Genomic DNA, 25,916 nt, shown 5'->3' with positions numbered 1-25,916 from the left:
GAGGCGAGGCGTCTTCGGAGCGCGTCGCGGCCGGTGCCGAAACCGGCCGCCGGGCGGGCCGCTGAGCAGGTGACCGGCGATGGGGACATGACAGAACAGTAATCAGAAATGACCAAGGCACGTGCAGAAAGAGATTGTTGACGATGTATCGGTGGCCGAAAAGTGGAACCACCTGGCCGCTGGCGCGCCGAACGCCCCTCGTAGGATTCGGTGCGGGCCCGCGACCGCCGAGGTGCGGGCCGACCAGCGCCCGCGCGAGCGTACGTCCGCGCCGGGGCCCCGGCGGGGGAGTGGCCGGGCGGACGGCCGGAACATCGAGCCGGGACATCAAGTGAGTGGAGAGCCAGTCATGCGTGGAGGCAGCATCGCCGTGGTCGGCGGGAGCATAGCGGGGTGTGCCGCGGCCCTGGCCGTGTCGCGCGCCGGAGCGGACCGCGTCACCGTCTTCGAGCGCGCCGACGCCGAACTCCGGGACCGGGGCGTCGGAATCGCCCTCCAGAGCGACCGCTACGAGGAGCTGAGAGAGGCCGGATACGTCGCCCCCGAGATGCCCTGGGCGCCGCTGACCCGGCGGGTGTGGAGCGTACGGGACGGAGACGCGCCGCACGGCCGGGGCTTCGGGCGGCAGCCGTTCCCCTTCCGCGCCTACAACTGGGGCTCGCTGTGGAGCGAGCTGCGCAGCCGGGTGCCCGAGGGCGTCGACTACCGCTCCGGAGCCGTCGTCACCGCCGTGGAGCCGGGCGACGACGGGGTGACGCTGCGGCTCGCCGACGGCCACGAGGAACGCTTCGACCTCGTCATCGGCGCCGACGGCTACCGCTCCGTGGTCCGCGAGGCCATGTTCCCCGGCATCAGCCCCGAGTACGCCGGATACATCGGCTGGCGCGGCGCCTCCGAGGACGTCGAGGGGCTGCCCTCGGACGGGCTCGACGCCCACAACATCGTCTTCCCCGGCGGCCACTGCATGATCTACCGCATCCCGGACGGCACCGGCGGCCACCGCCTCAACTGGGTGCTCTACACCACGCCCCCGCAGACCGACGGCCTCCACCCGGACCTGCGCACCCCCACCTCACTCCCGCCCGGCCGCCTCAACGCCGAGCTGACCGACTGGCTGCGCGCCCTCGTCGCCGGCAACTTCCCGCCCTTCTGGGCCGACAAGGTGCTCGGCACGCCCGCCGAGACCACGTTCATCCAGCCCATCTACGACCTGGTCGTCCCGCACTACACTTCGGGCCGCATGGCACTCGTCGGCGACGCCGCCAGCGTCGCCCGCCCGCACGTCGGCGCCGGAAGCGTGAAGGCGCTCCAGGACGCGACCGCGCTGGAGGCGGCCTGGACCGCCGGGGACAGCTGGAAGGACGTGCTGGACCGGTACGACGCCGGGCGCGGCCCGGTCGGCTCCGCCATGGTGGCCCTCGCCCGCCGCATGGGCAGCACCCAGGTCGAGAACACCCCGGACTGGCCGGCCATGCACCAGACCGGGTTCGACGCCTGGTGGCAGGACCAGAACAGCGGCTCCGACCGCAGCAGCGGCTTCGGCGGCCACAGCCTGAAGGCGAACTGACCACGGGCGCGAGGGGGCACCGCCCCCTCGCGCCCGTCAGGACGCCGCGGGTGCGAGCTCCAGCGCCGCGTGCAGGGCCGTCGGGTCCTTGCGGGCCTCCGCCCCGTCCAGTCGCAGCGCCACCCGGCCCGACGTCAGGACCGTGAGCGTGTCCGCGCACCCGGCCGCCGTCGCCGGACTCGGCGACACCAGGAGCACGGCGATGCCCTCGGCGGCCAGCGTCGTCACCAGGTCGTGCACCTGACGGACCAGGGCCGGGGCCAGCCCCTCCGTCGGCTCGTCCAGCAGCAGCACGCTCGGCGAACCGAGCAGCGCCCGGGCCAGGGCCAGCATCTGCTGCTCCCCGCCCGACAGGTCCGTGCCCCGGTTGCCCCGGCGCTCACCCAGCCTCGGCAGCAGATCGAGGACCCGCTCGGGCGTCCACACACTCGGCCGCGAGGCGTCGCCCCGGCGCGGCGGACGGTGCGCAAGGCGCAGGTGCTCCGCGACGCTGAGGTTCGCGAAGACCCGGCGGCCCTGCGGCACGAGACCGATCCCGGCGCGGGCGATCCGGTGCGCCGGCTGCCCCGTCAGGTCCCGGCCGGCCAGCCGTACGGTGCCCGCGTCCGGGCGCATCAGACCGGCGACGGTGTGGACGAGCGTCGTCTTCCCCGCGCCGTTGTGGCCGACGACGGCGTGCACCGTACCGGCGGGCACGGACAGGTCGAGGCCGTGGAGGACCGTGCCGCCGTGGTAGCCCGCGGTCAGGCCCGTGAGTTCGAGCATCGGGGTCGGTCATCCTCTCGTTTCGGGGCTGCGGGCGACGAGGTCCGGCGCCTCACCGGACACCGGCGCCGTGTTCTGATACGCGTCGCGCACCTCCGGGTGGGCGAGCGCCTCCCCGGTCGGACCGGTCACCAGCACCCGGCCGGCCGCCAGCACGGTGACCGATGTGGCGACCTGGGCGACGACCTCGACGTGGTGCTCGACCAGCACGACCGCCACGCTCTCGGGCAACGCCCCGAGGATGTCGAGCAGTCGGCCGATGTCGGCGTCGGTCAGCCCGGCCGCCGGCTCGTCCAGGAGCAGCAGGCGCGGATCGCCCGCCAGGGCCGCGGCCAGGTCGAGCATGCGGCGCTGCCCGTGCGAGAGCTCGGAGGCCGGCCGGTGCGCCAGGTGCGCGAGCCCCACGGTCTCCAGGTGCCGCCCCGCCGATTCGGTGTGCAGCCGGTAGCGGGACGGGCTGCGCCAGGCGCCCCGGCGCTTCGGATGGTGCGCCCAGCCGGCCAGCACGATGTTGTCCAGCACCGTCAGCTCCCCGATGACGGACGGCTGCTGGAAGCTGCGCGCGATGCCCAGCCGGCTGCGCTTCGCGGTGGACGCCCGGGTGACGTCCGCACCGTTCAGCGCGATCGTGCCCCGGTCGGGCCGGTCGGTGCCGGCGATGAGGTTGAGCAGGGTCGTCTTGCCGGCGCCGTTGGGGCCGATCACGGCGTGCCGGGCGCCCGGGGGCAGCCGCAGCGCGACGTCGTCCACGGCGGTGAGGCTGCCGTACCTGCGGGTGAGGTGGTCGAGGTCCAGCACCGGGGCCGGCTGTCCGGCCTCGGGTGCGGGGGTCGTTCCGGTTGCGGGCGTCATGGCGAGACCTTCCCGGCGGGGGGCACGGTGGGGGCGGCGGAAGCGGGGCGGCCGACGACGGTGCGCAGACCGGCCAGACCGCGCGGCAGCAGGTACACGGCGGCGATGAACAGCGCCCCGAGCAGCAGCGGCCCATGGCCCGGCCAGGAGCCGGCCACCCAGTCCCGGGTGAACACGATCAGCCCGGCGCCGAGCAGGGCGCCGATGACCGACGTCGTACCGCCGATGACGACCGCGAGGAGCGCGAACGCGGCGATCTCGAAGCCCACGTCGGCGGGGGAGAGGTACTGCTGCACGGTGACCATCAGCGAGCCGCCCACCCCGGCCAGCGCACCGGCGCAGACGTGGGCCACCAGCAGATAGCGCCCCACGGGGTGCCCGGACGCGCGCATCCGCGCCTCGGCGCCCCGGGTCCCGGTCAGCAGCTTGCCGGCCGGGGAGCGCAGCACCAGCAGGGTGAGCGCGACGGCGACGACCGCGACGACCGCCGCGTACACGTACAGCTCGCGCTCCTCGGTCATGCCCTCGCCGCCCCACAGCGCCCGGGTGGCCGGGAAGCCGACCAGCCCGTCGGCGCCGCCGGTCACGGACTTGACCTGGTTGATCACGGCACTCGTCAGCTCGCCGACGGCCAGCGTGATCATCAGCACGGTCGTGCCCCGGGCCCGGATCACCGCGGGTCCGGTCACCGCCGAGAAGACGGCGGCCGCGAGCGCCGACAGCACGATCTGGACCGGGCCCACCGTCCACCCGGCGTCGGCCAGGTTGGCGGTGGCGTACGCGCCGACGGCGAACGGGGCGGTCTGCCCGAGCGTGGGCAGACCGGCGTACCCGGTCAGGACGGTGACGCTGACCGCGAGCAGCCCGAGCGCCAGGGCGGACCCGGCGAGCGAGATGCTGTACGAGTCGAGCATCCCCGGGAGCGCGAACAGGACGGCGAGCAGGACGAGCAGCGGGACGGCCTGCCGCCACCCGGCCGCGTGCAGCCAGGCCCGTAGGGCATGTTTCGAAAGTAGCGCCGTCCGCCCGTAGGGCGGGTCCGGCGGCGTCTGGTGCGTGCGATCGCAAGGCGGAGGGTCGCCCCGATACTGGGTGTATCGGGGTGGTCCCGACAACGCGGCGAGCAATGGGGCCTCCCCTGCTCGAACGGAGTTGAGAGCTTGGGGAAGTGCCAGGCGTCGCCGGACAGGCGGGACTTTCGAAACACGCCCTAGCCACCCCGGGACCGCCGGAGCGGGGGTTGCCGCGCGCGGCCGGTTCTCCCACCGGGCGGCGAGGAGCCGGCGCAGCCGGGAGACCGGATCGGAGGAGGGGCCCCGCTCCTCGTGCGCCTCCGGCTCCGCGAACCGGGAGCGGAACACCAGGACCGCCGCCATCGCGGCGAACAGCAGGTACGGCGCCAGGTCCGGGAGCACCGAGACGCCCAGGGTCTGGACCTCGCCCACGGCGACCGCCGCGGCGAACGTCGCCCACAGCGAGCGCAGCCCGCCGAGGACGACGACCACCAGGGAGAGCATCAGCACGTTCTCGGAGGTGCCGGGCCCGGGGCCGATGATCGGCGCCCCGAGCACGCCCGCCGCACCGGCCAGCGCACCCGCCGCCGCGAGCACCCCGGTGTGCACGGCCCGGGGGCTGTGGCCGGTGGCGGCGAGCATCTGGGGGTCGTCCGCCGACGCGCGTACCGCAGCGCCCACCCGGGTCCGGGTGAGCACCCACGTACCGAAGGCCGCCAGGACGACGGCCATGGCGATGAAGCAGAGCCGGTAGGCGGGGTAGCGGTGGCCCAGCAGGTGGACCGAGGAGTCGAGCGCGCCGGGGACGCGCACCGGCAGTTCGTCCGCGCCGAAGAACTGGATCAGCAGGTCCCCGCCGACGAGGGCGATTCCGAACGTCAGCAGGGCCTGGGCCAGATGCCCACGCCGGGCGAGCGGAACCGTGGCGGCGGAGAGCCCCGCCCCGGCGAGGGCCGCGGCCGCCGTTCCGGCGGCGAGCCCGAGGGCGAGGCCGCCCCATGTTCCGTCGCTCAGCTCGGCGCCGGTGTAGGCGCCGATCGCGTACAGCATGCCGTGCGAGAGGTTCAGTACGCCGGCCGTGCCGAACGCGAGACTCAGGCCGGCGGCGACCACGAACAGCAGCAGCCCGTAGGCCACGCCGTCCACCGCCGGCACGAGGTGGGCATCGAGCAGATCCATGTCAGCCGCCGAGTGTCGCCAGGTCCTGGACCATGACGTTGGACAGCTGGTTGCCGTCCGGGCGCACCTGGCGCAGGTACCACGTCTGCACCGGCGCGTGCGCCTTCTTGCTGAACTCCCAGTTGCCGCGCGGGCTGTCGATCTGGCCCAGGCTCGCGATGGCCTTGTTGATCGTCTCCGAGGTCACGTCACCCTTCTTCGCGGCGTCCGCGATCGCCTTGTCGAGCACGGCGGCCGCGTCGTAGGACGACATGGCGTACGTGGTCGGCTGGGTGTCGTGCTCGGCGGTCCAGTCGGCGGCGAACTTGCGGTTGGCCGCGTTGTCGAGGTCCGGCGCGTAGTTCAGGACGGAGTAGATGTCCTTGGCGGCCTGGCCCTCGGCCTGGAGCACGCTGCCCTCGGTGACGAAGGCGGTGTACAGCGGCAGGTCGGCGACGTCGGACTGCGCGTACTGCTTGGCGAAGTCGATCGCGGCCTTGCCGGCGTAGAAGCAGTAGACCGCCTTGGCGTCGGTCTTGGCGATCTCCGCGAAGTACGGCATGAAGTTGGTCGTCTTCGGGAACGGCGTCCACTTGGTCTTGCCGTCCGGGTTGGCCAGCTTGCCGCCGACGCGCTTGAACTCGTCGGTGAACCCGCGCAGTTCGTCGTAGCCGCCCTGGTAGTCCGGTCCGATCGCGTAGACCGGGCCGTTCACCTTCTCCTTGACGTACGGGGCGATGGCCTTGCCCGGCTCGTCGGACATGAAGCTCGTCGTCCACACGTACTCGGGGTCCTTGACCTCGGGACGGGCGTTGGAGCCGAGGAAGGGGATCTTCGCCTGGCCGACCAGCGGCAGCACCGCGTTGACCGAGCCACCGCTGACCAGACCGGTCAGCACGTCGACCTTGTCCTTCTTGACCAGCTTGGTGGCGGCCGGAACGGCGGTCGGCGGGCCGTCGCCCTCATCGGCCACGATGAGCTCGACCTTGCGCCCGCCCAGCTTGTTGTCGTGCGTCTTCAGGTACAGCTGGAAGCCGTCGCGCAGGTCGGTGCCGACCGGCTTGTAGGTGCCGGAAAGCGAGGCGACCAGGCCGACCTTGACGGTCTCGTCGCCGGAACCGCTGTCGCTGCTGCAACCGGTGACGGCGGCCAGGCCGAGGGCCAGGGCGGCGGCGCCGACGGGCCGGACGAGTCTGCGGTGGCGGGTGCGGCGGGGTATGTCGAAGAACATGAGTGCTCTCATCGGGGGAGTGGTTGGGCAACGGTGTGACCCGACCGCGGGGCGTGGGCTCCGCGGACGGGTCGGTGTGCGGCCGTGGGGGACGGCCGGGTCAGTGCGTGGGGGAGGCGTGCGGGGAACGGACCTGGGGGGACAGCGAGTCGCCGACCTGGTTGATCAGCTCGGACATCATGTAGCTGACCTCGCCGATGTCCGCGTCCCTGGTGGTCATCACCAGGAGCGAGGCACCGCTGGAGACGGCCATGGAGAACATGTAGCCGCCCTCCATCGCGGTGAGGCTGTGCTCCACCGGGTCGGTGTCGGTCAGCTGGGCGGCCGCGGACAGCAGGTTCACGACGCCGGAGGCGATGGCGGCCAGCCGGTCGGCGTCGTCGCGCTCCACGCCGGTGTACGCGAGCGCGAGTCCGTCCACGGACACGGCTATCGCCTGGGTGACTTCCGGGATGCGTCCGGCGAAGTCGCTCAGGATCCAGCTCAGGTCGGTGGGTGAGGTCATTTCTTGGTCCGTTCGGTGTCGTCGTTGGTGGCGGGACGCCCGCGGGGGTTCGTGCTCCGGCTGATGCCCTGGGCGTAGGCCGCCAGGACGTCGGATACCTGCCGGGAGTCCCGGCGGCGGGGGGTCGGCCGCGACGCACCGGCGCCGGACCGCTGCTCGGTACCGGCCCGCTTCTCCCGCGCCGGCCACTGCTGGGGCGCGGTGCGCTTGCGGACCGGCAGGCCGGACGCGCTGACGCCCGCGATGCGCGAGGCCGGCTCGTCGTGCACGGGATGCGGGGCGGGCGCGTCGGCGACGTCCGTACGGGCCGGGGCCTCGTGCTCCTCGCGCGTGCCCGGGTCCGCCGGGGCGCCCGCACGGGCGCCGATGCCCGCGCCGACCGGGCGGCCGGCCCGTCCGCGTACGTGGTCCGGCTTGCGGCGGGTGACGACCGTACGGGGCGACTCGAAGCCGTTCTCCGTCGGCAGGGCCGGTTCCTCGGACACCTCGGCCAGCACGTCCTTGGGCAGGGTGACCTCGGCGATGGTGCCGGGCCCCGAGGAGTCGCGCAGCTCGACAACGATGCCGTGGCGGGCGGCGAGGCGCGCCACCACGTGCAGACCCATGGACCGCACGTCACCGATGCCCGACTTCGGCTCGCGCAGCCCGGCGTTGAGCGCGGCACGGCGGTCCGCCGCGATGCCCACGCCCTCGTCCACGATCTGGACGACGGCCCGGTCCCACAGCCGCCAGACGGCGACCCCGACCTGGGCGTCGGGCGGGGAGAAGCGGGTGGCGTTGTCGAGGAGTTCCGCCAGGATGTGCGCGACGTCGTGCACGGCGCGGGCGGCGATGCCGATGCCCGCCTCGATCGCGCCGAGGGACACCCGGTCGAAACGCTCGATCTGCTGGGCCGCCGCCACGATGACGGTGGAGCAGCCGATGTCGGCGGACCGCACCCGGGCGTTGCCGTAACCGCCCAGCACCAGCAGGTTGTTGGTGTTGCGCTCCATGCGGATCGCGAGGTGGTCGAGGGCGAAGAGCGTCTTCATGCGCTCCGGGTCGGCCTCGTCGCGCTGCACCGTGTCCAGCTCGGACACCATGACACTGGTCAGCTGGGCGCCGCGGCGGGCGACCCGGACCAGGGTCTCGGCGAACTGCTCGTGCACCCGGGCCTGTTCGGCGGCGAGGCGCACGGCCTCGTGGTGCACGGCGTTGAACGCCTCGCCGACCTCGCCGATCTCGTCGCCGCTCGTGGTGGTGACGGGGTTGCCGGTGCGTTCGGCGACCTCCTCGGGCGTGGCACCGCTCAGCGCGCCGGGCTGGGACAGCTCGCTCATGACGGCGGGCAGCCGGACGTGGGCCACCTCGTGCGCGGCGTTGCGCAGGTCGCGCAGACGGCGGATCATGACCCGGCCGAGGCGGACGGCGACGAGGACGACGCCGACGAGGGTCAGCAGCACGAGGGCGACCTCGCCCCCGGCGGTCCACAGCAGCCTGGTGCGCTCCGCGTCGACGGTGGCGGCGACGGATTCGTCGATCCGCTCCTCCACCTGGTGCAGCAGGGTCTGCCGGTCGTCGGACGCCTTCTGCCATTCCTCGGGCGTCACGCCGATCGGCTTGCTGGTGTCCGTGCGCCCGATCCGGTCCTCGAGTTTGCGGGACTCCAGGGCCTTCGGTCCGGAGAGGGTGCGCTCCAGCCAGGTCCGCCACTCGCTCGGGCCGAGGCTGAACAGCACGCCCGTCGACTCGGTGTAGCCGAGCCGGCTGGCGTCGAAGGTGCGCTGGGAGGCCGCGGTGAAGCCACCGGCGGCCTGCGCCCTCATGACGGTGATCTGCTGCTGCGCGGTGTGCTCGGCGGCCTCGGACAGCGCCGCGGCCGCGCGGATGCGGTCGGCGATGTCGGCGTCGACGCCGTCGGCCTGCGCGATGCCGTCGCGGTAGCCGTTGAGGTCGGCGATCACGATCCGGTAGCCGAAGGCGAGCGCGGAGATGGTGGTGCTGCCGGAGCGGACCTGGGCGCGCAGGGCGGGGAGTTCGTCGATGAAGCGGTCGATGCGGGCCAGTGCCTCCCGGGCGCTTCCGGGTACCTCGGAGAGCCCGCCGGCGCGGCTCTTGAAGGCGGCGATGCTCTTGTCGGTCGCGTCGGAACTCGCCTGGAAGGCCGACGAGTCCCCCTGATCCGAGACCAGGGCGGTGGCCGCCGCGCGCTCACGCTGCAACTGGTGGGTTAAATCAGCTGCGCCGGCGGCGACGTCGACCATGTCGGCCAGCCGGTCCGCCTGGAGCGCCTGATTGGTGGCGGGTGCGAGGGCGAGGGCCGAGAACGTGACCGCGACGGTGAGCGGAGCGGTGACCAGCAGGACGAGTCGGCGGTTGATTTTCACTGCGCGGCTCCGTAGCCGGAACCGGGCTTGAGTATCGGTGACACGCAGATACCTGTTAACGGGTTGTGGGGTGTCGGTAGGGACGCTCGTACATCGTGCGCACAGTTGCGGATGGGACGGGTGGGGTGGGTGGGGTGGGTGGGGCTCGCACTGCGCGGCTTGATCCTATGCCTAGTACACAACGCCGGAAGCGTGCAGCATCGAAAATTTGCGTTCAGTTAGACGTGCGAATGCGGTCGGACTCGGTCAATAGTGGCCGCCGGGCGCCTGATTAGCCCTGCTGTACGCGCCTCGGCAGGCTCCGTGCAGGTGTGCGAAGTCGGGTGAACTTGCGGCGGATTAGCGAAGGCGACGGTTCGTCACCCCCTTCACAGCGCCGTGAACAAGCCATCCTGGAAAGACACATGGTCTCCACGGCACGCCGTCTTGACCTGATCGCCCCTCCAGTGCGGCCACCGCCCACCGCGCCCGCGCGGACAGCGGCGCGAGCGCCTTGACCGACCCCTTGGCGATGTGCCCCAGCACCAGCCGGGCGTGCCCCATCACCGAGCGCGCCAGCTCCGCCTCACCCGACTCGGCGGCGACCAGCACCAGTTCGAGATGCTGCTGCGCGATGAACCGGCCGAGACCGCGACGGTGCCACTGCTCGACCGTGGCGTCGGGCGCGCCGGAACCGCGCCCGCGACCGCCCTCACCGCCCATCCCCACCGCCTCACGCGCCCGCTCCAACGCCAGCGCCGCGGCCGGGAGATCGCCCTTGCCGCGCTCGATCCGGGCGAGCGCGTACGCCTCCGCCGCGCGGTCCCGGTCCGTGTCCTGGAGCGAGAGCAGGCCGGACTGGGCGCGGGCCGCCTGCCCGTACTCTCCCAGCCTCTCCAGGAACCGGCTCAGCGCCCGCAGCCGGTCCGCGTCGGGGCCCGTGTCGTCCAGCATCCGGATCAACGCCACCGTCGCGTGGGCGCGCAGGCCCTGACGGCACGCCAGCTCGGCCAGGGCGAACGCGTCCGGCTCCGGCCCCTCCCCGGCGTCCGGGAGCGCCGCACGGCCGGGCCCGAGGACCACGTCCCGCAGCCGCATCCGGTACGCCTCGTCCAGCCGGTAGGCGCACAGCTCCGCGGAGTTGAGAAGCAGGTAATCCGGCTCGGTGCGCCGGGCGGCGGACTCCGCCAGGGCGAAGAGCTCGGTCAACGGCCGCTCCGGCAGCCCCAGACCCTCGGTCAACGCGGCGCGCCGGGCGTCCAGGTCGGGGGCGAACTCCTCGCGCGCCTCCGCGTCCCCGGCGCGCACGGCGGCCCGCAGCCCCTCCTCGTCCAGGTCCGCGGTCAGCCCCTCGCACCAGTCGGGCAGCCGCACCAGCATCTCCAGCGCCTCGGAGACGCTGTCGGCGATCAGGACCGCGTCGCCCTCGGACGAGGCGTACAGCACCGCCGCACCGCCGCACAGGAAGTACGTACCGCCGGTGTCGTCCCCCGCGACCGGTTCCAGCTCCATCCCGGACGCCAGGTGCACCGCCTCGACGTGGTAGGCCCGCTCCACGTCGAAGCCGAAGGGGAAGGCGGCGAGTTCCGCCAGGTCGGGACGGGCGCGGAGCAGTTCGAGCACACGGTCGGTCATGGCCCGCATCCTAGGAAGCGGCCCGCGTCCGCGCGCGCCCGGCCACCCGGACCGGGCGCGCGGTGAGGTCGCTCAGGCGCCCACGTACTGCGCCAGGTGCTCGCCCGTGAGGGTGGAGCGCGCGGCGACCAGGTCGGCCGGGGTGCCCTCGAAGACCAGCGTGCCGCCGTCGTGGCCGGCGCCGGGGCCCAGATCGATGATCCAGTCGGCGTGCGCCATCACCGCCTGGTGGTGCTCGATGACGACGACCGACTTGCCGGAGTCCACCAGCCGGTCGAGCAGCCCGAGCAGCTGCTCCACGTCCGCGAGGTGCAGCCCGGTGGTCGGCTCGTCCAGCACGTACACGCCGCCCTTTTCGCCCATGTGCGTGGCGAGCTTCAGCCGCTGCCGCTCACCGCCGGAGAGCGTGGTGAGCGGCTGGCCGAGGCTGAGGTAGCCGAGCCCGACGTCCGCCAGCCGTTCGAGGACGCGGTGCGCGGCCGGCGTACGCGCGTCCCCGGAACCGAAGAACTCCTCGGCCTCGGCGACCGACATCGCCAGCACCTCGCTGATGTCCCGCCCGCCCAGCCGGTATTCGAGCACCGACGCCTGGAACCGCTTGCCCTCGCACTCCTCGCAGACCGTGGCGACACCCGCCATCATCGCCAGGTCCGTGAAGACGACACCCGCGCCGTTGCACGTCGGGCACGCGCCCTCGGAGTTGGCGCTGAACAGGCCCGGCTTCACGTCGTTGGCCTTGGCGAACGCCTTGCGGACCGGGTCGAGCAGCCCGGTGTACGTGGCCGGGTTGCTGCGCCGCGAACCGCGGATCGCGCTCTGGTCGACCGTGACCACACCGTCCCGGCCGGCCACCGAGCCGTGGATCAGCGAGCTCTTCCCGGACCCGGCGACGCCCGTGACGACGGTCAGCACGCCGAGCGGGATGTCCACGTCGACGCCGCGCAGGTTGTTCGCCGAGGCGCCCCGCACCTCCAGCGCGCCGGTGGGCTTGCGGGTGTCCGCCTTGAGTGTGGACCGGTCGTCGAAGTGGCGCCCGGTGACCGTGTCGGATGCGCGCAGCCCGTCGACGGTGCCCTCGAAGCAGACGGTGCCGCCGGCCGTTCCGGCGCCGGGACCGAGGTCCACGACGTGGTCGGCGATCGCGATCGTCTCCGGCTTGTGCTCCACCACCAGCACGGTGTTGCCCTTGTCGCGCAGGCGCAGCAGCAGGTTGTTCATCCGCTGGATGTCGTGCGGGTGCAGCCCGGCGGTCGGCTCGTCGAAGACGTAGGTGATGTCGGTGAGCGAGGAGCCGAGGTGGCGGATCATCTTGACGCGCTGTGCCTCACCGCCGGACAGCGTGCCGGCGGGGCGGTCGAGCGCCAGGTAGCCGAGGCCGATCTCCACGAACGAGTCGAGGGTCTGCCCGAGCGCGGTGAGCAGCGGCGCCACCGAGGGCTCGTCCAGGTCACGGATCCAGGCGGCCAGGTCGCTGGTCTGCATCGCGCAGGCGTCCGCGATGCTGATGCCCGCGATCTTCGAGGACCTGGCGCCCTCGCTGAGCCGGGTGCCCTCGCAGGCCGGGCAGGTGGTGAAGGTGACCGCACGCTCCACGAAGGCCCGGATGTGCGGCTGGAGCGAGTCCTTGTCCTTGGACAGGAACGACTTCTGGATCTTGGGGATCAGCCCCTCGTACGTGAGGTTGACGCCCTCCACCTTGACCTTGGTGGGCTCGCGGTACAGGAAGTCCCGCATCTCCTTCTCGGTGTACTTCGCGATCGGCTTGTCCGGGTCGAGGAGGCCGGACTCGGCGTAGACCCGGACGGTCCAGAAGCTGTCGGACTTCCAGCCGGGGATCGTGAACGCCCCCTCGGCGAGGGACTTGGAGTCGTCGTAGAGCTGGGTGAGGTCGATGTCCGAGACGGTGCCCCGGCCCTCGCACTCGGTGCACATGCCGCCGGTCCGGTTGAAGGTCGCCTTCACGGTCTTCTTGTTGCCGCGCTCGACGGTGATCGCACCGCTCGCCTTCACGGACGCGGTGTTGAAGGAGTACGCGCTGGGCGGGCCGATGTGCGGGGTGCCGAGGCGGCTGAAGAGGATGCGCAGCATGGCGTTGGCGTCGGTCGCCGTGCCCACGGTCGAACGGAGGTCGCCGCCCATCCGCTGCTGGTCCACGATGATCGCGGTGGTCAGCCCCTCCAGGACGTCCACCTCCGGCCGGGCCAGGGTGGGCATGAACCCCTGCACGAAGGCGCTGTACGTCTCGTTGATCAGCCGCTGCGACTCGGCGGCGATGGTGTTGAACACCAGCGAGCTCTTGCCGGACCCGGAGACGCCCGTGAACACCGTCAGCCGGCGCTTGGGGATCTCGATGCTGACGTCCTTGAGATTGTTCACGCGCGCCCCGTGCACACGGATCAGATCGTGGCTGTCGGCGGCGTGCGGCCGCGTACCTGTGGCCCTGCTCATGGTGTCTCCCTGTAGTGGCGGAGCCGTCGCGCAGCCCCGTCGTCGCCGCCCGTTGTCACCGGCGGCCCTTCCCCGTACATCGCCTTACGCTAGCGGCGTCCCCGGCAGCGGGGCTTCTCGATTCCTGACCGGCCGCGTCACCTGCTTCGCGACGCAGGACGGCATGCCCTCGGTCGCCTGCGCCGCCTTCTGCCGGTAGACGCTCGGCGGCATCCCGACCAGCTCCGTGAAGCGCGTGCTGAACGTGCCGAGCGAGGAGCCGCCGACCGCGAAGCACACCTCGGTGACGCTCATGTCCCCCCGGCGCAGCAGCGTCATCGCGCGCTCGATGCGCCGGGTCATGAGGTAGCCGTACGGGGACTCCCCGTACGCCCTCCGGAACGCGCGGCTGAGATGGCCCGCCGACATGTGCGCGCCGCGCGCCAGCGCCTCGACGTTCAGCGGCTGGGCGTACTCGCGGTCGATCCGGTCGCGGACCCGGCGCAGCCGCGCCAGGTCGCGCAGGCTCTGCGCCGCGTCGGGTTTGCTCGTCACGCCCGAAGCGTACGTCGCCGGGGAGCGCCCCGCCCGGGTGTCGCGCGCCCCGGGTCAGGTGCGGGTGGCCGTGTCGCAGTCCGAGGCGTCGCGGTCCCCCATGCGCTCGTCCATCGACGTGCCCCGCTCGTACGGGTCGATCGTCGTGCCGTCGTCCGAGGGCCCCCGCTTCTTGCCGAACTCGGGGACGAAGTAGCCGGTGGTGTTCTCGCAGCCCCCGTTGGCGGAGTCCAGCCGGTACGACTTCAGCGAGAAGGTGCCCGGCGTAATGATCACTTTCTCGGGGTCGTCCCAGCTCATCACGATCTCCCGGCGGGCGATCGTACGGGCGACCTCGTCGCTGTCCCCGGAGGCCCGCACGAGGGGATAGACGAAGGTGACGTCGGCGGTGACCTCGACCGCGCCCCGCTCGCCCTCCCGGTAGGTGATCCCGCCGCGCGTCTTGATCACGTCGCCGGCCAGGCGGGCGTACGAGGGGTCGAAGCGGCTGAACAGCAGCAGCGGGTCGTTCTTCCGGCCCGGGGTGTCGAAGGCGTGCGCCAGGTACTCCTTGACGTCGGCCTGCTTTGTGTTGAGCGCCGCGATCGCCTTCGCCGGCCGTTCCCCGCGCAGCACGTCCGGATCGAGGCCGGCGTCGGAGAGGAAGGCCAGACTGCTGTCGAGCGCGTCGGACACCTGCTTCTCGCTCATCCAGCCGGTCGCCCGCGCCGAGGGCATCGTGATCCCGGCCGTCCCGGCGGCCCAGTGCTCCGCCGGTGAACCCTTGAACGGGTCGTCCGGCGTGGGGCGATCGGCCGCCGCCGTGGAGCCGCCCCCGCCGTGGAAGCCGAGCCAGCCGGCCGCGCGGCCCGGGACCAGCGCCACGACGAGCAGCGCGACGACGACCACCAGGCCCACCACGTACCAGACCCTGCCGCGTCGCCGGGGCGGCTGATGGGCGCGCCACCCCGGGGGAGGGGCGCTGTCCTCGCGCAGCCGCTGGGCCACCATCCGGGCCCGGGCGGACGGTTCCTCGGGGGCGCCGGGCGTCCCGGCCTCGGCCTCCCGCAGGAAACGCTCCCACTCCTCGTCCGGTATGGATGACCCGCCGTGGCCCACGCTGCCCTCCCGCCCCCGGCCTGCCCGCCGGTCCGTTTTTCCGTGCATCATCACACAGCCCGGTGACGCCCAAGTGGCCGCCGGGCTGCCGCGGATGAGGGTGCGGGCGCTACGGCTTGCGGGCGACCGCGACGTAGCCGGGGGTGACGACCTCGCCCGTGCCGGGGACCGGCTCGCCGAGCTCGGGGTGCCAGGCCTCGGCGGCCACGATGCCGGGCTCCACGATCTCCAGGCCGTCGAAGAACGCGGCGAACTGGTCGCGGCTGCGCGGGGCGAGCGTCAGGGTGTTGGCCTTGTACATCTTGTCCACCTCGCGCGCCTCCTCCGGGTGGAAGTCGGCGGTGATCTGCGAGATGGCCATGTAGCTGCCCGGGGCGAGGACGTCGGTCAGCCGGCTCACCAGCTCGTACGCGCCGTCCTCGTCGCTCACGAAGTGGAGCAGCGCGATCATCGACAGCGCGACCGGCTTGCCGAAGTCCAGTGTCTTGCCCGCGTGTTCGAGGATGGTGTCGACGTTCCGCGCGTCCGCCTGGACGTAGTCGATGACGCCCTCGGGCGTGCCCTTGAGCAGCGCCTCGGCGTGGGCCAGCACGATCGGGTCGTTGTCGCAGTAGACGACCCGGGTCTCGGGGGCGGCCGCCTGGGCCACCTGGTGCAGGTTGGGCTCGGTGGGTATCCCGGTGCCGATGTCGAGGAACTGGCGGACCCCCTGGGCGGACAGCCAGCGGGTGGCGCGGTGCATGAACGCGCGGTTGATCTTCGCCATCACCGGAACGTTCGGCTCCACGGCCAGCATCTGACGGCCCATGGCCTCGTCGACCGGGTAGTTGTCCTTGCCGCCCAGGAACCAGTCGTACATCCGCGCGGGATGCGGCTTGCTGGTGTCGATGAGCGGGGCGGTGGGGTCGTTCTCCGGTCGGGACATGGCCAACTCCAGGGTGCGGGAGGCTGCGGATGATCAGCTGGGGCCCACCTTAAGCAACTCCTCGTCCCAGCAGCGAGAGTTCAGCCTCCGACGACAGTTACCAATGCGTAACTTACCGATGGGTTACCACCGGTAAGCTCCGCTGTTAGCTTGCGCTCACCCGTATTCCGGAGCAGAGCGAGGAGTGAGCCTTGAGCCGCAAGGACCGTTCGCGTTCCACCCTTCCCCCACGCCGCGTCCGTCCCCTGCGCGCCGCGGCCGTCGCCGTGACCGCGGCGGCCTGCGTGGCCGCGTACGCCGCGCCCGCGTCCGCCACGGACGGCACCGAGCCCGTCGTGTCCCGGGGCGTGACCATCCCCGCCTTCTACAGTCCGCCCGCCCAGCTGCCCGCCGCCAACGGAGCGCTGATCCGGACCGAGCCCCTGCCGCTCGCCCTGAGCCTGCCCGGCCTGGACGGCCGCCCGATGCCGGGCACCGCCACCCGCCTCATGTACCGCACGACCGACTCCAACGGGCAGCCGGCCGCGGTGACCGGCGCCTACATCGAGCCCTCGGCCGCCTGGAAGGGCGGCGGCGCCCGCCCGCTGGTCGCGCTGGCCTCGGGCACCATGGGCCAGGGCGACCAGTGCGCCCCCTCGCTGGCCCTCCAGCACCCGCTGACCGCCACCACGGAGACCGTGTCGATCGGCTACGAGACCCTGTCCGTCTACCGGTTGCTGTCCGCCGGTGTCGCCGTCGTCGTCACCGACTACGTGGGCCTCGGCACCACCGACCGCCTCCACACCTACGTCAACCGGGTGGACGAGGGCCACGCGCTGCTCGACGCGGTCCGCGCCGCCCACCGGCTGCCCGCCACCTCGCTCACGCCCGACTCGCGGACGGGCCTGTACGGCTACAGCCAGGGCGGCGGGGCCAGCGCGTCCGCCGCCGAGCTCCAGCCCTCGTACGCCCCCGAGATCCAGCTCGCCGGTACCTACGCCGGGGCTCCGCCCGCCGACCTGACCGCCACCATGAAGGGCATCGACGGCAGCGCCCTGGCCGGCGCCCTCGCCTGGTCGATCAACGGTTTCGCGCAGGCGGACGCGGATCTGCGGGACGTCGTGGAAGCCAACATCAACGACGCCGGGCGGGCCGCGCTGAAGGACGCCTCGACCATGTGCGTCGGCGACGCGATCCTCGGCTACGGCTTCGCGAAGAGCGCCAAGTGGACCACCACCGGCAAGTCCCTCGGCGAGATCATCGCCGCCGAGCCCAAGGCGCAGGCGGCACTCGACAAGCAGCGCATCGGCACCCTCAAGCCGTCCGGACCGGTGCGGGTGGCGACCGGCACCCAGGACGACATCGTGCCGCACAGCCAGGCGCGCCGGCTCGCCGTCGACTGGTGCCGCAAGGGCGCCGACGTCACCTACGACGCCGTCGTCCTGCCCAACCTCGGCGACAAGATCCTCACCAACCACATGGTGCCGCTCCTCACCGACCAGGGTGACGCCATCGCGTGGATGACCGACCGCCTCGCCGGCAAGCGGTCCGTCTCCAACTGCTGGTCGATGCCGATCCAGCCCTGACCCGCACGCCCGCCCCGCCCCGGTCCCGCCGGGGCGGGTCTTCCCGTAAACCGCTGTCGCACGGGCCGGGGCGCGGCGATCATGGCCGGTGACCCGACCGGCGACCGTGAGGACAAGGCTCCATGCCCCTGCCCGTACCCGCAGACCCGACCGTGCTCCACCCGATGCCCGGCCAGCCGAGGGTGGTGCAGCTCAAGCCGCTGGTGACCTCGCCGCTGATCGAGGTGGGGGAGTACTCGTACTACGACGACCCGGATGACGCCACCGCGTTCGAGACCCGCAACGTGCTGTACCACTACGGCCCGGAGAAGCTGGTCATCGGCAGGTTCTGCGCGCTCGGCACGGGTGTGCGCTTCCTGATGAACGGCGCCAACCACCGCATGGACGGCCCGTCCACCTTCCCGTTCCCCACCCTGGGTGGCTCCTGGGCGGACCACTTCGACCTGCTCGGGGGGCTGCCCAACCGGGGCGACACCGTCGTCGGCAACGACGTCTGGTTCGGCCACGGGACGACCGTGCTGCCCGGCGTGCGGATCGGCCACGGCGCGATCATCGGCAGCGGCTCGGTGGTCACCAAGGACGTGCCGGACTACGGGATCGTCGGCGGCAACCCGGCCCGGCTGCTGCGTACCCGCTACGCCGAGAAGGACGTCGCCCGCCTCCTCGCGCTGGCCTGGTGGGACTGGCCGGCCGAGCACATCACCGCCCACATCCGGACCCTCATGTCCGGCACGGTGGACGACCTCGAAGCGGCCGCTCCCGGGGCGTGACCGCCCCGCTGCCCGGAAATGCGCGTGCGCGCGCACCGGGCGGCGGTTAGGGTCGCCGCATGAACATCGTCCAGCTCTACGGCTGACGCGGCCGGGGCACGCCCCCGTCCCGTCCGGCACACCGCGCACCCGCGCCCACCGCCCGGCCGTCGCCGGGGTGGCGACGCGGCGGTCTGCCGTCTCCACTTCCGCCGCAGAACTGAAACGAGTGATTCCTCATGTCACGTCGCCGTGCCCATATCGCCATGATCGGCATCCCCGCCGTCAGCCATGTGCTGCCGAGCATCGAGGTCATCCGCGAACTGGTGGCCCGCGGCCACCGCGTCACCTACGCCAACGACCCCGTGATGGCCGAGCGCATCGAGGCCACCGGCGCCGCCTTCGTGCCGTACGACTCCGTGCTCCCGGTCGGTGACAACAACTGGCCCGACGACCCGATCGCCGCCATGGGCCTCTTCCTGGACGACGCCGTCCAGGCCCTGCCGCAGCTCCGCGCCGTCTACGACGAGGACCCGGCCGACCTCTACCTGTACGACATCGGGGCGTACCCGGCCCGGGTGCTCGCCGAGTCCCAGAACCGCCGCCTGATGCAGCTCTACCCGACCTTCGTCGGCTGGCGGAGTTACGCGCAGGACGTGGCGGCCCAGCTGTGGGCGCTGCCCGGGGCCGACGCGTACCGCGCGCGGTTCACCGAGTGGCTGGCCGGGAACGGCGCGACCACGCTGGACATGGAGGACTTCACCGGGCGCCCCGACAACACCCTCGCCCTCATCCCCCGGGCGATGCAGCCGCACGCGGACGACGTGGACATGGACACCGTCACGTTCGTCGGGCCGTGCTTCGCCGGGCGCGGCGACGAGCAGTCCTGGACCCGGCCCGCGGGGGCGGAGAAGGTGCTGCTGATCTCGTTGGGCTCCGCGTACACCAACCGTCCCGACTTCTACCGCAGTTGCCTGGCGGCCTACGGCGATCTGCCCGGCTGGCACGTGGTGCTCCAGGTCGGCAAGCAGACGGACCTGGCGGAGCTGGGCCCCGTACCCGGCAATGTCGAGGTGCACCGGTGGGTGCCCCAGCTGGCCGTCCTCCAGCAGGCGGACGCGTTCGTCACGCACGCCGGGATGGGCGGCAGCTCCGAGGGGCTGTACAGCGGGGTGCCGATGATCGCCGTGCCGCAGGGCGTCGACCAGTTCATGAACGCCGACAAGCTCGTGGAGCTGGGGGTGGCCCGCCGCATCGACACCGATGACGCCACCCCCGACGCCCTGCGGGAAGCGCTCACCGCCCTCGTCGCCGACCCCGAGGTCGCCCGGCGTTCGGCGCGGCTGCGCGAGGACGCCCGGGCGGAGGGCGGCACCCGGCGGGCCGTCGGCCTGGTGGAGGAACTGCTCGGCTGAGAACGGCCCGGCCGGGGCGGTGAGCGGGTTCTCCGCGTTCACCGCCCCGGCCGGGCGCCACAGGTGAGGCCGGGTCAGCCCTTGCGGGTGTTGATCTCCTCGGTGAGCTGGGGGACGACGTCGAAGAGGTCGCCGACGACGCCGTAGTCCACGAGGTCGAAGATCGGGGCCTCGGCGTCCTTGTTGACCGCGACGATCGTCTTCGAGGTCTGCATCCCGGCCCGGTGCTGGATCGCGCCCGAGATGCCCGAGGCGATGTACAGCTGCGGGGAGACGGACTTGCCGGTCTGGCCGACCTGGTTGGTGTGCGGGTACCAGCCCGCGTCCACGGCGGCACGCGAGGCACCCACCGCGGCCCCCAGCGAGTCGGCGAGCGCCTCGATGACCGCGAAGTTCTCCGCGCCGTTGACGCCACGGCCACCGGAGACCACGATCGCGGCCTCCGTCAGCTCCGGACGGCCCGTCGACTCACGCGGCGTACGCGAGAGCACCTTCGTGCCCGCCGCGGCGGCGGAGAACTCCACCGCCAGCTCCTCCACCGCACCCGCGCCCGCGGCCTGCTCGACCGGGGCGGAGTTCGGCTTCACCGTGATCACCGGCGTGCCGTGCGTGATCCGGGACTTCGTCGTGAACGAGGCCGCGAACACCGACTGCGTCGCCACCACACCCTGCTCGCCGGCCTCGACGTCGACCGCGTCGGTGATGATGCCCGACCCGATCCGCACCGCGAGCCGCGCCGCGATCTCCTTGCCCTCCGCCGACGACGACACCAGTACGGCTGCCGGGGACACCGCCGCGTGGGCGGCCTGGAGCGCGTCCACCTTCGGCACGACGAGGTAGTCGCCGTACTCGGCGGCCTCGGACACCAGGACCCTGACCGCGCCGTGCTCGGCGAGCACACCCGCCGTCCCCGACGCACCCGCACCCACCGCCACCGCGACCGGGTCACCGATCCGCCGCGCGAGCGTCAGCAGCTCCAGCGCCGGCTTGCGGACCGCACCGTCCACGTGATCGACAAAGACGAGAACTTCAGCCATCAGACTTCCCTACTCCTGCACATCAGCGACAACGACCACGAACTACGGGCTAGATGAACTTCTGACCGGCCAGGAACTCGGCCAGCTGCCTGCCGCCCTCGCCCTCGTCCTTCACGATCGTGCCCGCGGTGCGGGCCGGGCGCTCGGTCGCGGAGTCGACCGCGGTCCACGCACCCGCCAGACCCACCTGCCCGGCGTCGATGCCCAGGTCGTCCAGGTCCAGGGACTTCACCGGCTTCTTCTTCGCCGCCATGATCCCCTTGAACGACGGATAGCGGGCCTCACCGGACTGGTCGGTCACCGACACGACCGCCGGGAGCGACGCCTCCAGCTCCTCCGACGCACTGTCCCCGTCCCGGCGGCCGCGCACCACACCGCCCTCGACCGACACCTGCGACAGCAGCGTCACCTGCGGCACACCCAGCCGTTCCGCGAGCAGCGCCGGAACCACACCCATCGTGCCGTCCGTCGACGCCATCCCCGAGATCACCAGGTCGTACCCGGTCTCCTCGACCGCCTTCGCCAGCACCAGCGACGTGCCCAGCGCGTCCGTGCCGTGCAGATCGTCGTCCTCGACGTGAACCGCCTTGTCCGCACCCATCGACAACGCCTTGCGCAACGCGTCCTTGGCATCCTCCGGACCCACCGTCAACACGGTGACCTCCGCGTCGTCGGCCGCCTCCGCGATCTGCAACGCCTGCTCGACCGCGTACTCGTCCAGCTCCGACAGCAGACCGTCGACATCCTCACGGTCCAACGTCAGGTCATCGGCGAAATGCCGGTCACCGGTCGCGTCGGGCACGTACTTCACACAGACAACGATCCTCAAGCTCACGCCGGCTCTCCCTGTACCTGGTGGTGTCCTGCGGGAATCCTATGGCACTCAGTACCCTACGTAAAGGTACCCAGTGTCAGAGGGCTGCCTTCGGTGTTACGTTTCCGGCATGACCGAAGACCGCCGACCGGCCAAGAAGCCCCCCATGCGTGACGTGCTCGCCGAGGCGGCCTTCGCGCTCTTCCTGGAGCGCGGGTTCGAGCGGACCACGGTGGACGACATCGTCGCGCGGGCCGGGGTGGGGCGGCGGTCCTTCTTCCGCTACTTCCCCTCCAAGGAGGACGCGGTCTTCCCCGACCATGAGCGGTGCCTCGCGGACATGACCGCGTTCCTGGCGGACGCCGACGGTGCGGACCCGGTCGCCACGGTGTGCGACGGCGCCCGGCTGGTGCTGCGCATGTACGCCGAGAAGCCCGAGTTCTCCGTACAGCGCTACCGGCTCACCCGCGAGGTGCCCGGGCTGCGCACGTACGAGCTGTCCGTGGTGCGCCGTTACGAGAGGACCCTCGCCGGCTACCTGGAGCGCCGTTGGGCCGGGGACCCGGACGCCGGGCCCGACGCCGCGCTGCGCGCCGAGGTGATCGCCGCCTCGGTCGTCGCCGCGCACAACAACGGGCTGCGGTCCTGGCTCCGTTCGGGCGGCGAGGGCGACGCGGAGGCCGAGGTGGACCGGGCCCTCGAACTCGTGCGCGCGGTGTGGGGCGGGGCGGACGCGCGGCCCGTCGCGCCCGCGCCGGAGCCGGAATCCGCCGCCGTGACCTCTTCCATGAGCGACGACGAGGTGATCGTCATGGTCGCGCGCAAGGGTGCCCCGATGTGGCGCGTGGTGCAGCACATCGAGTCCGCGCTCGGCACCGCCTGACACCCCGGCCCCCACTTCGCGGCACTCAGTGCCTTTACTCCTGGAACTAAGTGCCATACGGTGCCGGTGTGCCGTCTTCGAAGCTGCGGCGCACCGAGTCGAGCGCGGGAGGCGGAACGTGTTCAGTACCGGAATCGACGTGATGGGGCGGCCGGCGCGCGACGCGGCGGAAGCACACAGCCAGGAAGGGCTCGTCTATCAGGTGTGCCGCTGGTGCCACACCGCCTCCTTCCGCACACTCCTGTGCCCCGTCTGCGCGTCGAGCGATCTCGAATCCGCGCACAGCGACGGCCACGGCGTGGTCATCCGCTCCAACGTCGTCAACCGCTACTCGCGCATCATGCGCAACGAGTCCCTCGTCCGCTTCCCCGAAGGCTTCGTCTACCGCTGCCGGATCGTGGGCGCGGCCCCGCACCTCGTGAACGTCGGTGACCGGGTGCGCCCGGTCGGCGGCCGCACCTCCGTATCCGGCGAGGTCGTGCTCGAAGTCTGCGACCCGCCCGGCTGGTACTGAGGGCCGCCGGGGCCGGGGCCCTCACGCCTCCAGATAGCGCAGCACGGCGAGGACGCGCCGGTTGTAGCCGGTGGCGTGCGCGAGTCCCAGCTTGTCGAAGACGGTGTTGAGGTTCTTCTCGACGGCACTCAGCGAGATGTGCAGCTTCCGCGCGATGGCCGCGTTGGTGTGGCCCTGCGCCAGCGCCTCGAGGACGGTGCGCTCGCGCGGGGTCAGCCGCGACAGCGGATCACCGTGCGCGCTGCGGATGACCAACTGCCGTACGACCTCCGGATCGAAGACGGCGCCGCCCGCGTGGATGCGCTCCAGCGAGTCCAGGAACTCCTCCACCTGCGCGACCCGGTCCTTGAGCAGATACCCGACCCGCTCCGCGTTCTCGGCGAGCAGCTGGGCGGCGTAGTTCCGCTCGACGTACTGGGAGAGCACCAGCACGCCGACGTCCGGGCGCCGCGCCCGGATCTCCACCGCCGCGCGCAACCCCTCGTCCTTGTGCGTGGGCGGCATCCGGATGTCGGTGACGACGATGTCCGGCGCGTGCGCCGCGACCTGTGACAGCAGGGACTCCGCGTCGCCCACCGCGCCCAGGACCTCATGGCCCTCCTCGGTGAGCAGACGGACCAGGCCCTCCCTGAGCAGGATCGAGTCCTCGGCGAGAATCACACGCACGGCAGCTCCGCGGTCACGGTGGTGGGGCCCCCGGCGGGGCTGTGGACGTCCAGCATGCCGTCGATCGCGGCCACCCGGCCGCGCAGCCCGGCCAGCCCGCCGCCGTCCGGGTCCGCGCCGCCGCACCCGTCGTCCCGGACGCGCACGGTCAGCACGCCGTCCCGCCGGGCCACGCTCACCACGATGCCCTGGGCGCCCGAGTGCTTGGCGGCGTTGTTCACGGACTCGGACACCACGAAGTACGCCGCCGTCTCCACGGGTGACGGCAGCTCTCCGGAGACCTCGTACGCCACCCGGACCGGGATCGGGCAGCGCTCCGCGACCCCGCCCAGCGCCTCCCGCAGCCCCACGCTGTCCAGGGCCGTCGGATACACCCGCCAGGCCACCTCGCGGAGTTCGGCGAGCACCTCGCCCGCCTCCCGGTGCGCCTGCGCCAGCAGTGCGTCGGCGCGGCCGGCGTCCCGGGTACGGCGGGCCCGGCCCAGCAGCATCGCCAGCGCGACCAGGCGCTGCTGGACCCCGTCGTGCAGATCGCGCTCGACGCGCCGGCGCTCCCGGTCCACCGCCCGCACCACCGCGGCCCGGCTGGCGGCCAGTTCACCGATGCGCCGCCTCAGCAGTTCCCGCTCGCCGGGCCCGAAGCACTCCCGGGCGAGCCGGGCGTCCAGCGCGGCGAGCGAGAACAGCCCCTGCACGTCGAGGAAGAGCAGGACGGAGCCCAGGACCGCCTGGGTCAGCAACTCGCCCCAGCCGAGCGTCGCACGGGCCACGCCCACCGCGAGCAGCCCGGCCAGCACCAGGCCGAACCCGAGCAGCGCGGTCACCACCGCACACAGCAGCCCCGAGGAGACGCGGCCGCCCAGATAGCGGAGGACCTGCTGGTCGGAGGCGTGGTGCGCGGGGAACCGGTCGCCGAAGAAGACGGACCGGCGCCACCGCTCCGCTTCCGCCAGCCTTCGGGCCCCCGCCACCAGGAGGCGGCGCGTGGAGGCCCGGGTGCGGGGCCACAGCAGGAACGCGCCCAGGAGCGCCCCGGCCGCCGCGAAGTACACCAGTCCGGCGAGGGCCGTCGCGCAGCCGAGCAGCGCCCCCGCCGCCGCGGCCGGCCTGCCTGTCCGGCCGCGGCCGGACGTGCCCGGCACTCCGGCGGAAACCTCCGACACCCCGCTCCGCCCCTCCGCCTCGCGCCCGGGGCCCCCTCGCCGGGGCCCGGTCGGCCGAACCATAGTGCCCGGCCCGCTCATCCGGCACCCCGGCGGTGCCTGGCCCGCCCCGCCGCGCGGGACCGGACGCGCACGACGACGTACAGCACGAGCGCCACCGCGACCAGCAGCAGCACGGCCTCGGAGAGCACGCCGACGTAGTCGCCGACGGTGTCCCACTGGTCGCCTAGCCAGTAACCGGCCATCACCAGCACGGAGTTCCAGGCCAGACTGCCCACGGCGGTCAGCCCGAGGAACGTCGGCAGCGGCATGCGTTCCAGGCCCGCCGGTACGGAGATCAGGCTCCGGAAGATCGGCACCATCCGGCCCAGCAGCACCGCCTTCGTGCCGTGCCGCAGGAACCACGCCTCGGTGCGCTCCAGATCGGAAACCCTGACCAGGGGCAGCCGCGCCCACAGGGCGTGCACGCGGTCCCGCCCGAACAGCACCCCGATCCCGTACAGGGCCGCCGCCCCCGCCACTGAACCGAGTGTCGTCCAGAACAGCGCCGAGGCGAGCGAGAGCACCCCCTGACCGGCGGCGAACCCGGTCAGCGGCAGGATCACCTCGCTCGGCAGCGGCGGGAACAGGTTCTCCAGAGCGATGGCGAGACCGGCCCCCGGAGCGCCGAGGGCATCGATCAGGTCGGCCGCCCAGCCGGCGAAACCTCCGGCGGGTTCCTGAGGGAGAGCGAGTGGGACGGGGTGCATGCAGGGCTCCAGACGGACGGCCGCCGAGGCGCCCTGCCCCGGCTCCCCGCCACGCTAGGAAGCGCGGGACCGCGCCGGTATGAGGGTCGCCGCCGTCCGGGGTGCGGTTAACCGCAGGTGTGCCTATCGAGGGCGGCGCGCCCAAGTCATCCGATGAAACTTGCCTCTTCTCTTCTCCAGGAGGGGTGACGCCGCTACCATCGGGACGCGAAATGGGAGCGCTCCCACATCCGTTCACGCCCTTAACCGCCATTGTCGGCGGCCCTGTTCGGAGGAGACGTTTCC

22 protein-coding genes are annotated in these 25,916 nt (G+C 72.5%); 6 read left to right on the top strand and 16 right to left on the bottom strand.

Translation table 11 applies throughout. From position 1 onward, the window contains the following. Positions 1 to 349 precede the first annotated feature (349 nt). Entirely contained in the window at positions 350 to 1,567 is a 1,218-nt protein-coding gene (locus ACLQ2N_RS25120) for an FAD-dependent monooxygenase (RefSeq protein ID WP_425816405.1), read from the top strand. A gap of 36 nt (positions 1,568 to 1,603) precedes the next feature. Here ACLQ2N_RS25120 and ACLQ2N_RS25115 read toward each other — a convergent pair whose 3' ends face one another. From ACLQ2N_RS25115 to ACLQ2N_RS25065, 11 genes are all read right to left on the bottom strand, one after another. Then, a complete protein-coding gene (locus ACLQ2N_RS25115; RefSeq protein WP_425816404.1) occupies positions 1,604 to 2,332 on the bottom strand; it encodes an ABC transporter ATP-binding protein in 729 nt (242 codons plus the stop codon). Positions 2,333 to 2,341: 9 nt separating this feature from the next. After that, a complete protein-coding gene (locus ACLQ2N_RS25110; RefSeq protein ID WP_425816403.1) occupies positions 2,342 to 3,184 on the bottom strand; it encodes an ABC transporter ATP-binding protein in 843 nt (280 codons plus the stop codon). Further along, positions 3,181 to 5,376, bottom strand: a complete 2,196-nt coding sequence (locus tag ACLQ2N_RS25105; protein ID WP_425816402.1) for an ABC transporter permease subunit — start codon at positions 5,374 to 5,376, stop codon at positions 3,181 to 3,183. Before ACLQ2N_RS25105 ends, ACLQ2N_RS25110 begins: the two co-directional genes overlap by 4 nt. A 1-nt stretch (position 5,377) precedes the next feature. Further along, on the bottom strand, positions 5,378 to 6,586 hold the full coding sequence (locus tag ACLQ2N_RS25100) for an ABC transporter substrate-binding protein (protein ID WP_425816577.1): 1,209 nt from the start codon (positions 6,584 to 6,586) through the stop codon (positions 5,378 to 5,380). A gap of 100 nt (positions 6,587 to 6,686) precedes the next feature. Next, positions 6,687 to 7,091 carry a roadblock/LC7 domain-containing protein gene (locus ACLQ2N_RS25095; protein WP_425816401.1) on the bottom strand — a complete coding sequence of 135 codons (405 nt, stop codon included), beginning with the start codon at positions 7,089 to 7,091 and terminating at the stop codon, positions 6,687 to 6,689. Next, the gene (locus ACLQ2N_RS25090; protein WP_425816400.1) at positions 7,088 to 9,457 is read right to left on the bottom strand and encodes a sensor histidine kinase; all 2,370 of its coding nucleotides are present in this window, start codon (positions 9,455 to 9,457) and stop codon (positions 7,088 to 7,090) included. The genes ACLQ2N_RS25095 and ACLQ2N_RS25090 overlap by 4 nt, the downstream gene beginning before the upstream one ends. A 339-nt stretch (positions 9,458 to 9,796) precedes the next feature. Continuing rightward, positions 9,797 to 11,071, bottom strand: coding sequence for a hypothetical protein (locus ACLQ2N_RS25085; protein WP_425816399.1), 1,275 nt, complete (start codon positions 11,069 to 11,071; stop codon positions 9,797 to 9,799). A 72-nt stretch (positions 11,072 to 11,143) separates the two neighbouring features. Beyond that, entirely contained in the window at positions 11,144 to 13,519 is a 2,376-nt protein-coding gene (locus tag ACLQ2N_RS25080) for an ATP-binding cassette domain-containing protein (RefSeq protein WP_425816398.1), read from the bottom strand. A gap of 84 nt (positions 13,520 to 13,603) precedes the next feature. Next, positions 13,604 to 14,053, bottom strand: coding sequence for a helix-turn-helix transcriptional regulator (locus ACLQ2N_RS25075; protein ID WP_425816397.1), 450 nt, complete (start codon positions 14,051 to 14,053; stop codon positions 13,604 to 13,606). A gap of 54 nt (positions 14,054 to 14,107) precedes the next feature. Beyond that, complete coding sequence (locus ACLQ2N_RS25070) at positions 14,108 to 15,151, bottom strand: hypothetical protein (RefSeq protein ID WP_425816396.1); 1,044 nt, start codon at positions 15,149 to 15,151, stop codon at positions 14,108 to 14,110. 109 nt (positions 15,152 to 15,260) lie between these two features. Further along, the gene (locus ACLQ2N_RS25065; RefSeq protein WP_425816395.1) at positions 15,261 to 16,076 is read right to left on the bottom strand and encodes an SAM-dependent methyltransferase; all 816 of its coding nucleotides are present in this window, start codon (positions 16,074 to 16,076) and stop codon (positions 15,261 to 15,263) included. Between the two features lie 191 nt (positions 16,077 to 16,267). On the opposite strand from ACLQ2N_RS25065, the gene ACLQ2N_RS25060 reads away from it, so the two are divergent. The 3 genes from ACLQ2N_RS25060 to ACLQ2N_RS25050 all read left to right on the top strand — a co-directional run bounded on the left by ACLQ2N_RS25060 (position 16,268) and on the right by ACLQ2N_RS25050 (position 19,805). Further along, positions 16,268 to 17,641, top strand: a complete 1,374-nt coding sequence (locus ACLQ2N_RS25060) for a lipase family protein (RefSeq protein ID WP_425816394.1) — start codon at positions 16,268 to 16,270, stop codon at positions 17,639 to 17,641. 128 nt (positions 17,642 to 17,769) lie between these two features. Further along, positions 17,770 to 18,411, top strand: coding sequence for a CatB-related O-acetyltransferase (locus ACLQ2N_RS25055; RefSeq protein WP_425816576.1), 642 nt, complete (start codon positions 17,770 to 17,772; stop codon positions 18,409 to 18,411). A gap of 218 nt (positions 18,412 to 18,629) precedes the next feature. Next, entirely contained in the window at positions 18,630 to 19,805 is a 1,176-nt protein-coding gene (locus ACLQ2N_RS25050; RefSeq protein WP_425816393.1) for a macrolide family glycosyltransferase, read from the top strand. 74 nt (positions 19,806 to 19,879) lie between these two features. Here ACLQ2N_RS25050 and ACLQ2N_RS25045 read toward each other — a convergent pair whose 3' ends face one another. Beyond that, a complete protein-coding gene (locus ACLQ2N_RS25045) occupies positions 19,880 to 20,842 on the bottom strand; it encodes an electron transfer flavoprotein subunit alpha/FixB family protein (RefSeq protein WP_425816392.1) in 963 nt (320 codons plus the stop codon). 49 nt (positions 20,843 to 20,891) lie between these two features. After that, entirely contained in the window at positions 20,892 to 21,677 is a 786-nt protein-coding gene (locus ACLQ2N_RS25040; protein WP_425816391.1) for an electron transfer flavoprotein subunit beta/FixA family protein, read from the bottom strand. 109 nt (positions 21,678 to 21,786) lie between these two features. Between ACLQ2N_RS25040 and ACLQ2N_RS25035 the strand changes: the two genes are divergently transcribed. Together ACLQ2N_RS25035 and ACLQ2N_RS25030 are read left to right on the top strand one after the other, a co-directional pair. Further along, positions 21,787 to 22,539 (top strand): TetR family transcriptional regulator, encoded by a 753-nt coding sequence (locus ACLQ2N_RS25035; protein ID WP_425816390.1) that lies wholly within the window; start codon positions 21,787 to 21,789, stop codon positions 22,537 to 22,539. Positions 22,540 to 22,657: 118 nt separating this feature from the next. Then, complete coding sequence (locus tag ACLQ2N_RS25030) at positions 22,658 to 23,053, top strand: Zn-ribbon domain-containing OB-fold protein (protein ID WP_425816389.1); 396 nt, start codon at positions 22,658 to 22,660, stop codon at positions 23,051 to 23,053. A gap of 21 nt (positions 23,054 to 23,074) precedes the next feature. On the opposite strand, the gene ACLQ2N_RS25025 is transcribed toward ACLQ2N_RS25030, so the two are convergent. The 3 genes from ACLQ2N_RS25025 to ACLQ2N_RS25015 form a co-directional block, all read right to left on the bottom strand. Further along, positions 23,075 to 23,719: a response regulator transcription factor gene (locus ACLQ2N_RS25025; RefSeq protein WP_425816388.1), complete on the bottom strand. Its 645-nt coding sequence runs from the start codon at positions 23,717 to 23,719 to the stop codon at positions 23,075 to 23,077. Continuing rightward, complete coding sequence (locus ACLQ2N_RS25020) at positions 23,710 to 24,882, bottom strand: sensor histidine kinase (RefSeq protein ID WP_425816387.1); 1,173 nt, start codon at positions 24,880 to 24,882, stop codon at positions 23,710 to 23,712. The genes ACLQ2N_RS25025 and ACLQ2N_RS25020 overlap by 10 nt, the downstream gene beginning before the upstream one ends. A 77-nt stretch (positions 24,883 to 24,959) precedes the next feature. Continuing rightward, positions 24,960 to 25,631 carry a DedA family protein gene (locus ACLQ2N_RS25015; protein ID WP_425816386.1) on the bottom strand — a complete coding sequence of 224 codons (672 nt, stop codon included), beginning with the start codon at positions 25,629 to 25,631 and terminating at the stop codon, positions 24,960 to 24,962. Positions 25,632 to 25,916 lie beyond the last annotated feature (285 nt).

It is taken from the genome of Streptomyces sp. DT224 (genome assembly GCF_049844595.1).
In the GTDB taxonomy this organism is placed as follows: Bacteria; Actinomycetota; Actinomycetes; order Streptomycetales; family Streptomycetaceae; genus Streptomyces.
Note: the sequence above shows the minus strand (reverse complement) of the source record. Positions and strands in the feature narration are given on the sequence as shown.

Excerpts from the sequence above, each read along its gene's own strand:
- ACLQ2N_RS25110 (WP_425816403.1), bottom strand. The coding sequence starts at position 3,184 with ATGACGCCCGCAACCGGAACGACCCCCGCACCCGAGGCCGGACAGCCG.
- ACLQ2N_RS25080 (WP_425816398.1), bottom strand. The coding sequence starts at position 13,519 with ATGAGCAGGGCCACAGGTACGCGGCCGCACGCCGCCGACAGCCACGAT.
- ACLQ2N_RS25035 (WP_425816390.1), top strand. The coding sequence starts at position 21,787 with ATGACCGAAGACCGCCGACCGGCCAAGAAGCCCCCCATGCGTGACGTG.
- ACLQ2N_RS25050 (WP_425816393.1), top strand. The coding sequence starts at position 18,630 with ATGTCACGTCGCCGTGCCCATATCGCCATGATCGGCATCCCCGCCGTC.
- ACLQ2N_RS25115 (WP_425816404.1), bottom strand. The coding sequence starts at position 2,332 with ATGCTCGAACTCACGGGCCTGACCGCGGGCTACCACGGCGGCACGGTC.
- ACLQ2N_RS25095 (WP_425816401.1), bottom strand. The coding sequence starts at position 7,091 with ATGACCTCACCCACCGACCTGAGCTGGATCCTGAGCGACTTCGCCGGA.
- ACLQ2N_RS25105 (WP_425816402.1), bottom strand. The coding sequence starts at position 5,376 with ATGGATCTGCTCGATGCCCACCTCGTGCCGGCGGTGGACGGCGTGGCC.
- ACLQ2N_RS25015 (WP_425816386.1), bottom strand. The coding sequence starts at position 25,631 with ATGCACCCCGTCCCACTCGCTCTCCCTCAGGAACCCGCCGGAGGTTTC.
- ACLQ2N_RS25100 (WP_425816577.1), bottom strand. The coding sequence starts at position 6,586 with ATGTTCTTCGACATACCCCGCCGCACCCGCCACCGCAGACTCGTCCGG.
- ACLQ2N_RS25045 (WP_425816392.1), bottom strand. The coding sequence starts at position 20,842 with ATGGCTGAAGTTCTCGTCTTTGTCGATCACGTGGACGGTGCGGTCCGC.
- ACLQ2N_RS25085 (WP_425816399.1), bottom strand. The coding sequence starts at position 11,071 with ATGACCGACCGTGTGCTCGAACTGCTCCGCGCCCGTCCCGACCTGGCG.
- ACLQ2N_RS25065 (WP_425816395.1), bottom strand. The coding sequence starts at position 16,076 with ATGTCCCGACCGGAGAACGACCCCACCGCCCCGCTCATCGACACCAGC.
- ACLQ2N_RS25120 (WP_425816405.1), top strand. The coding sequence starts at position 350 with ATGCGTGGAGGCAGCATCGCCGTGGTCGGCGGGAGCATAGCGGGGTGT.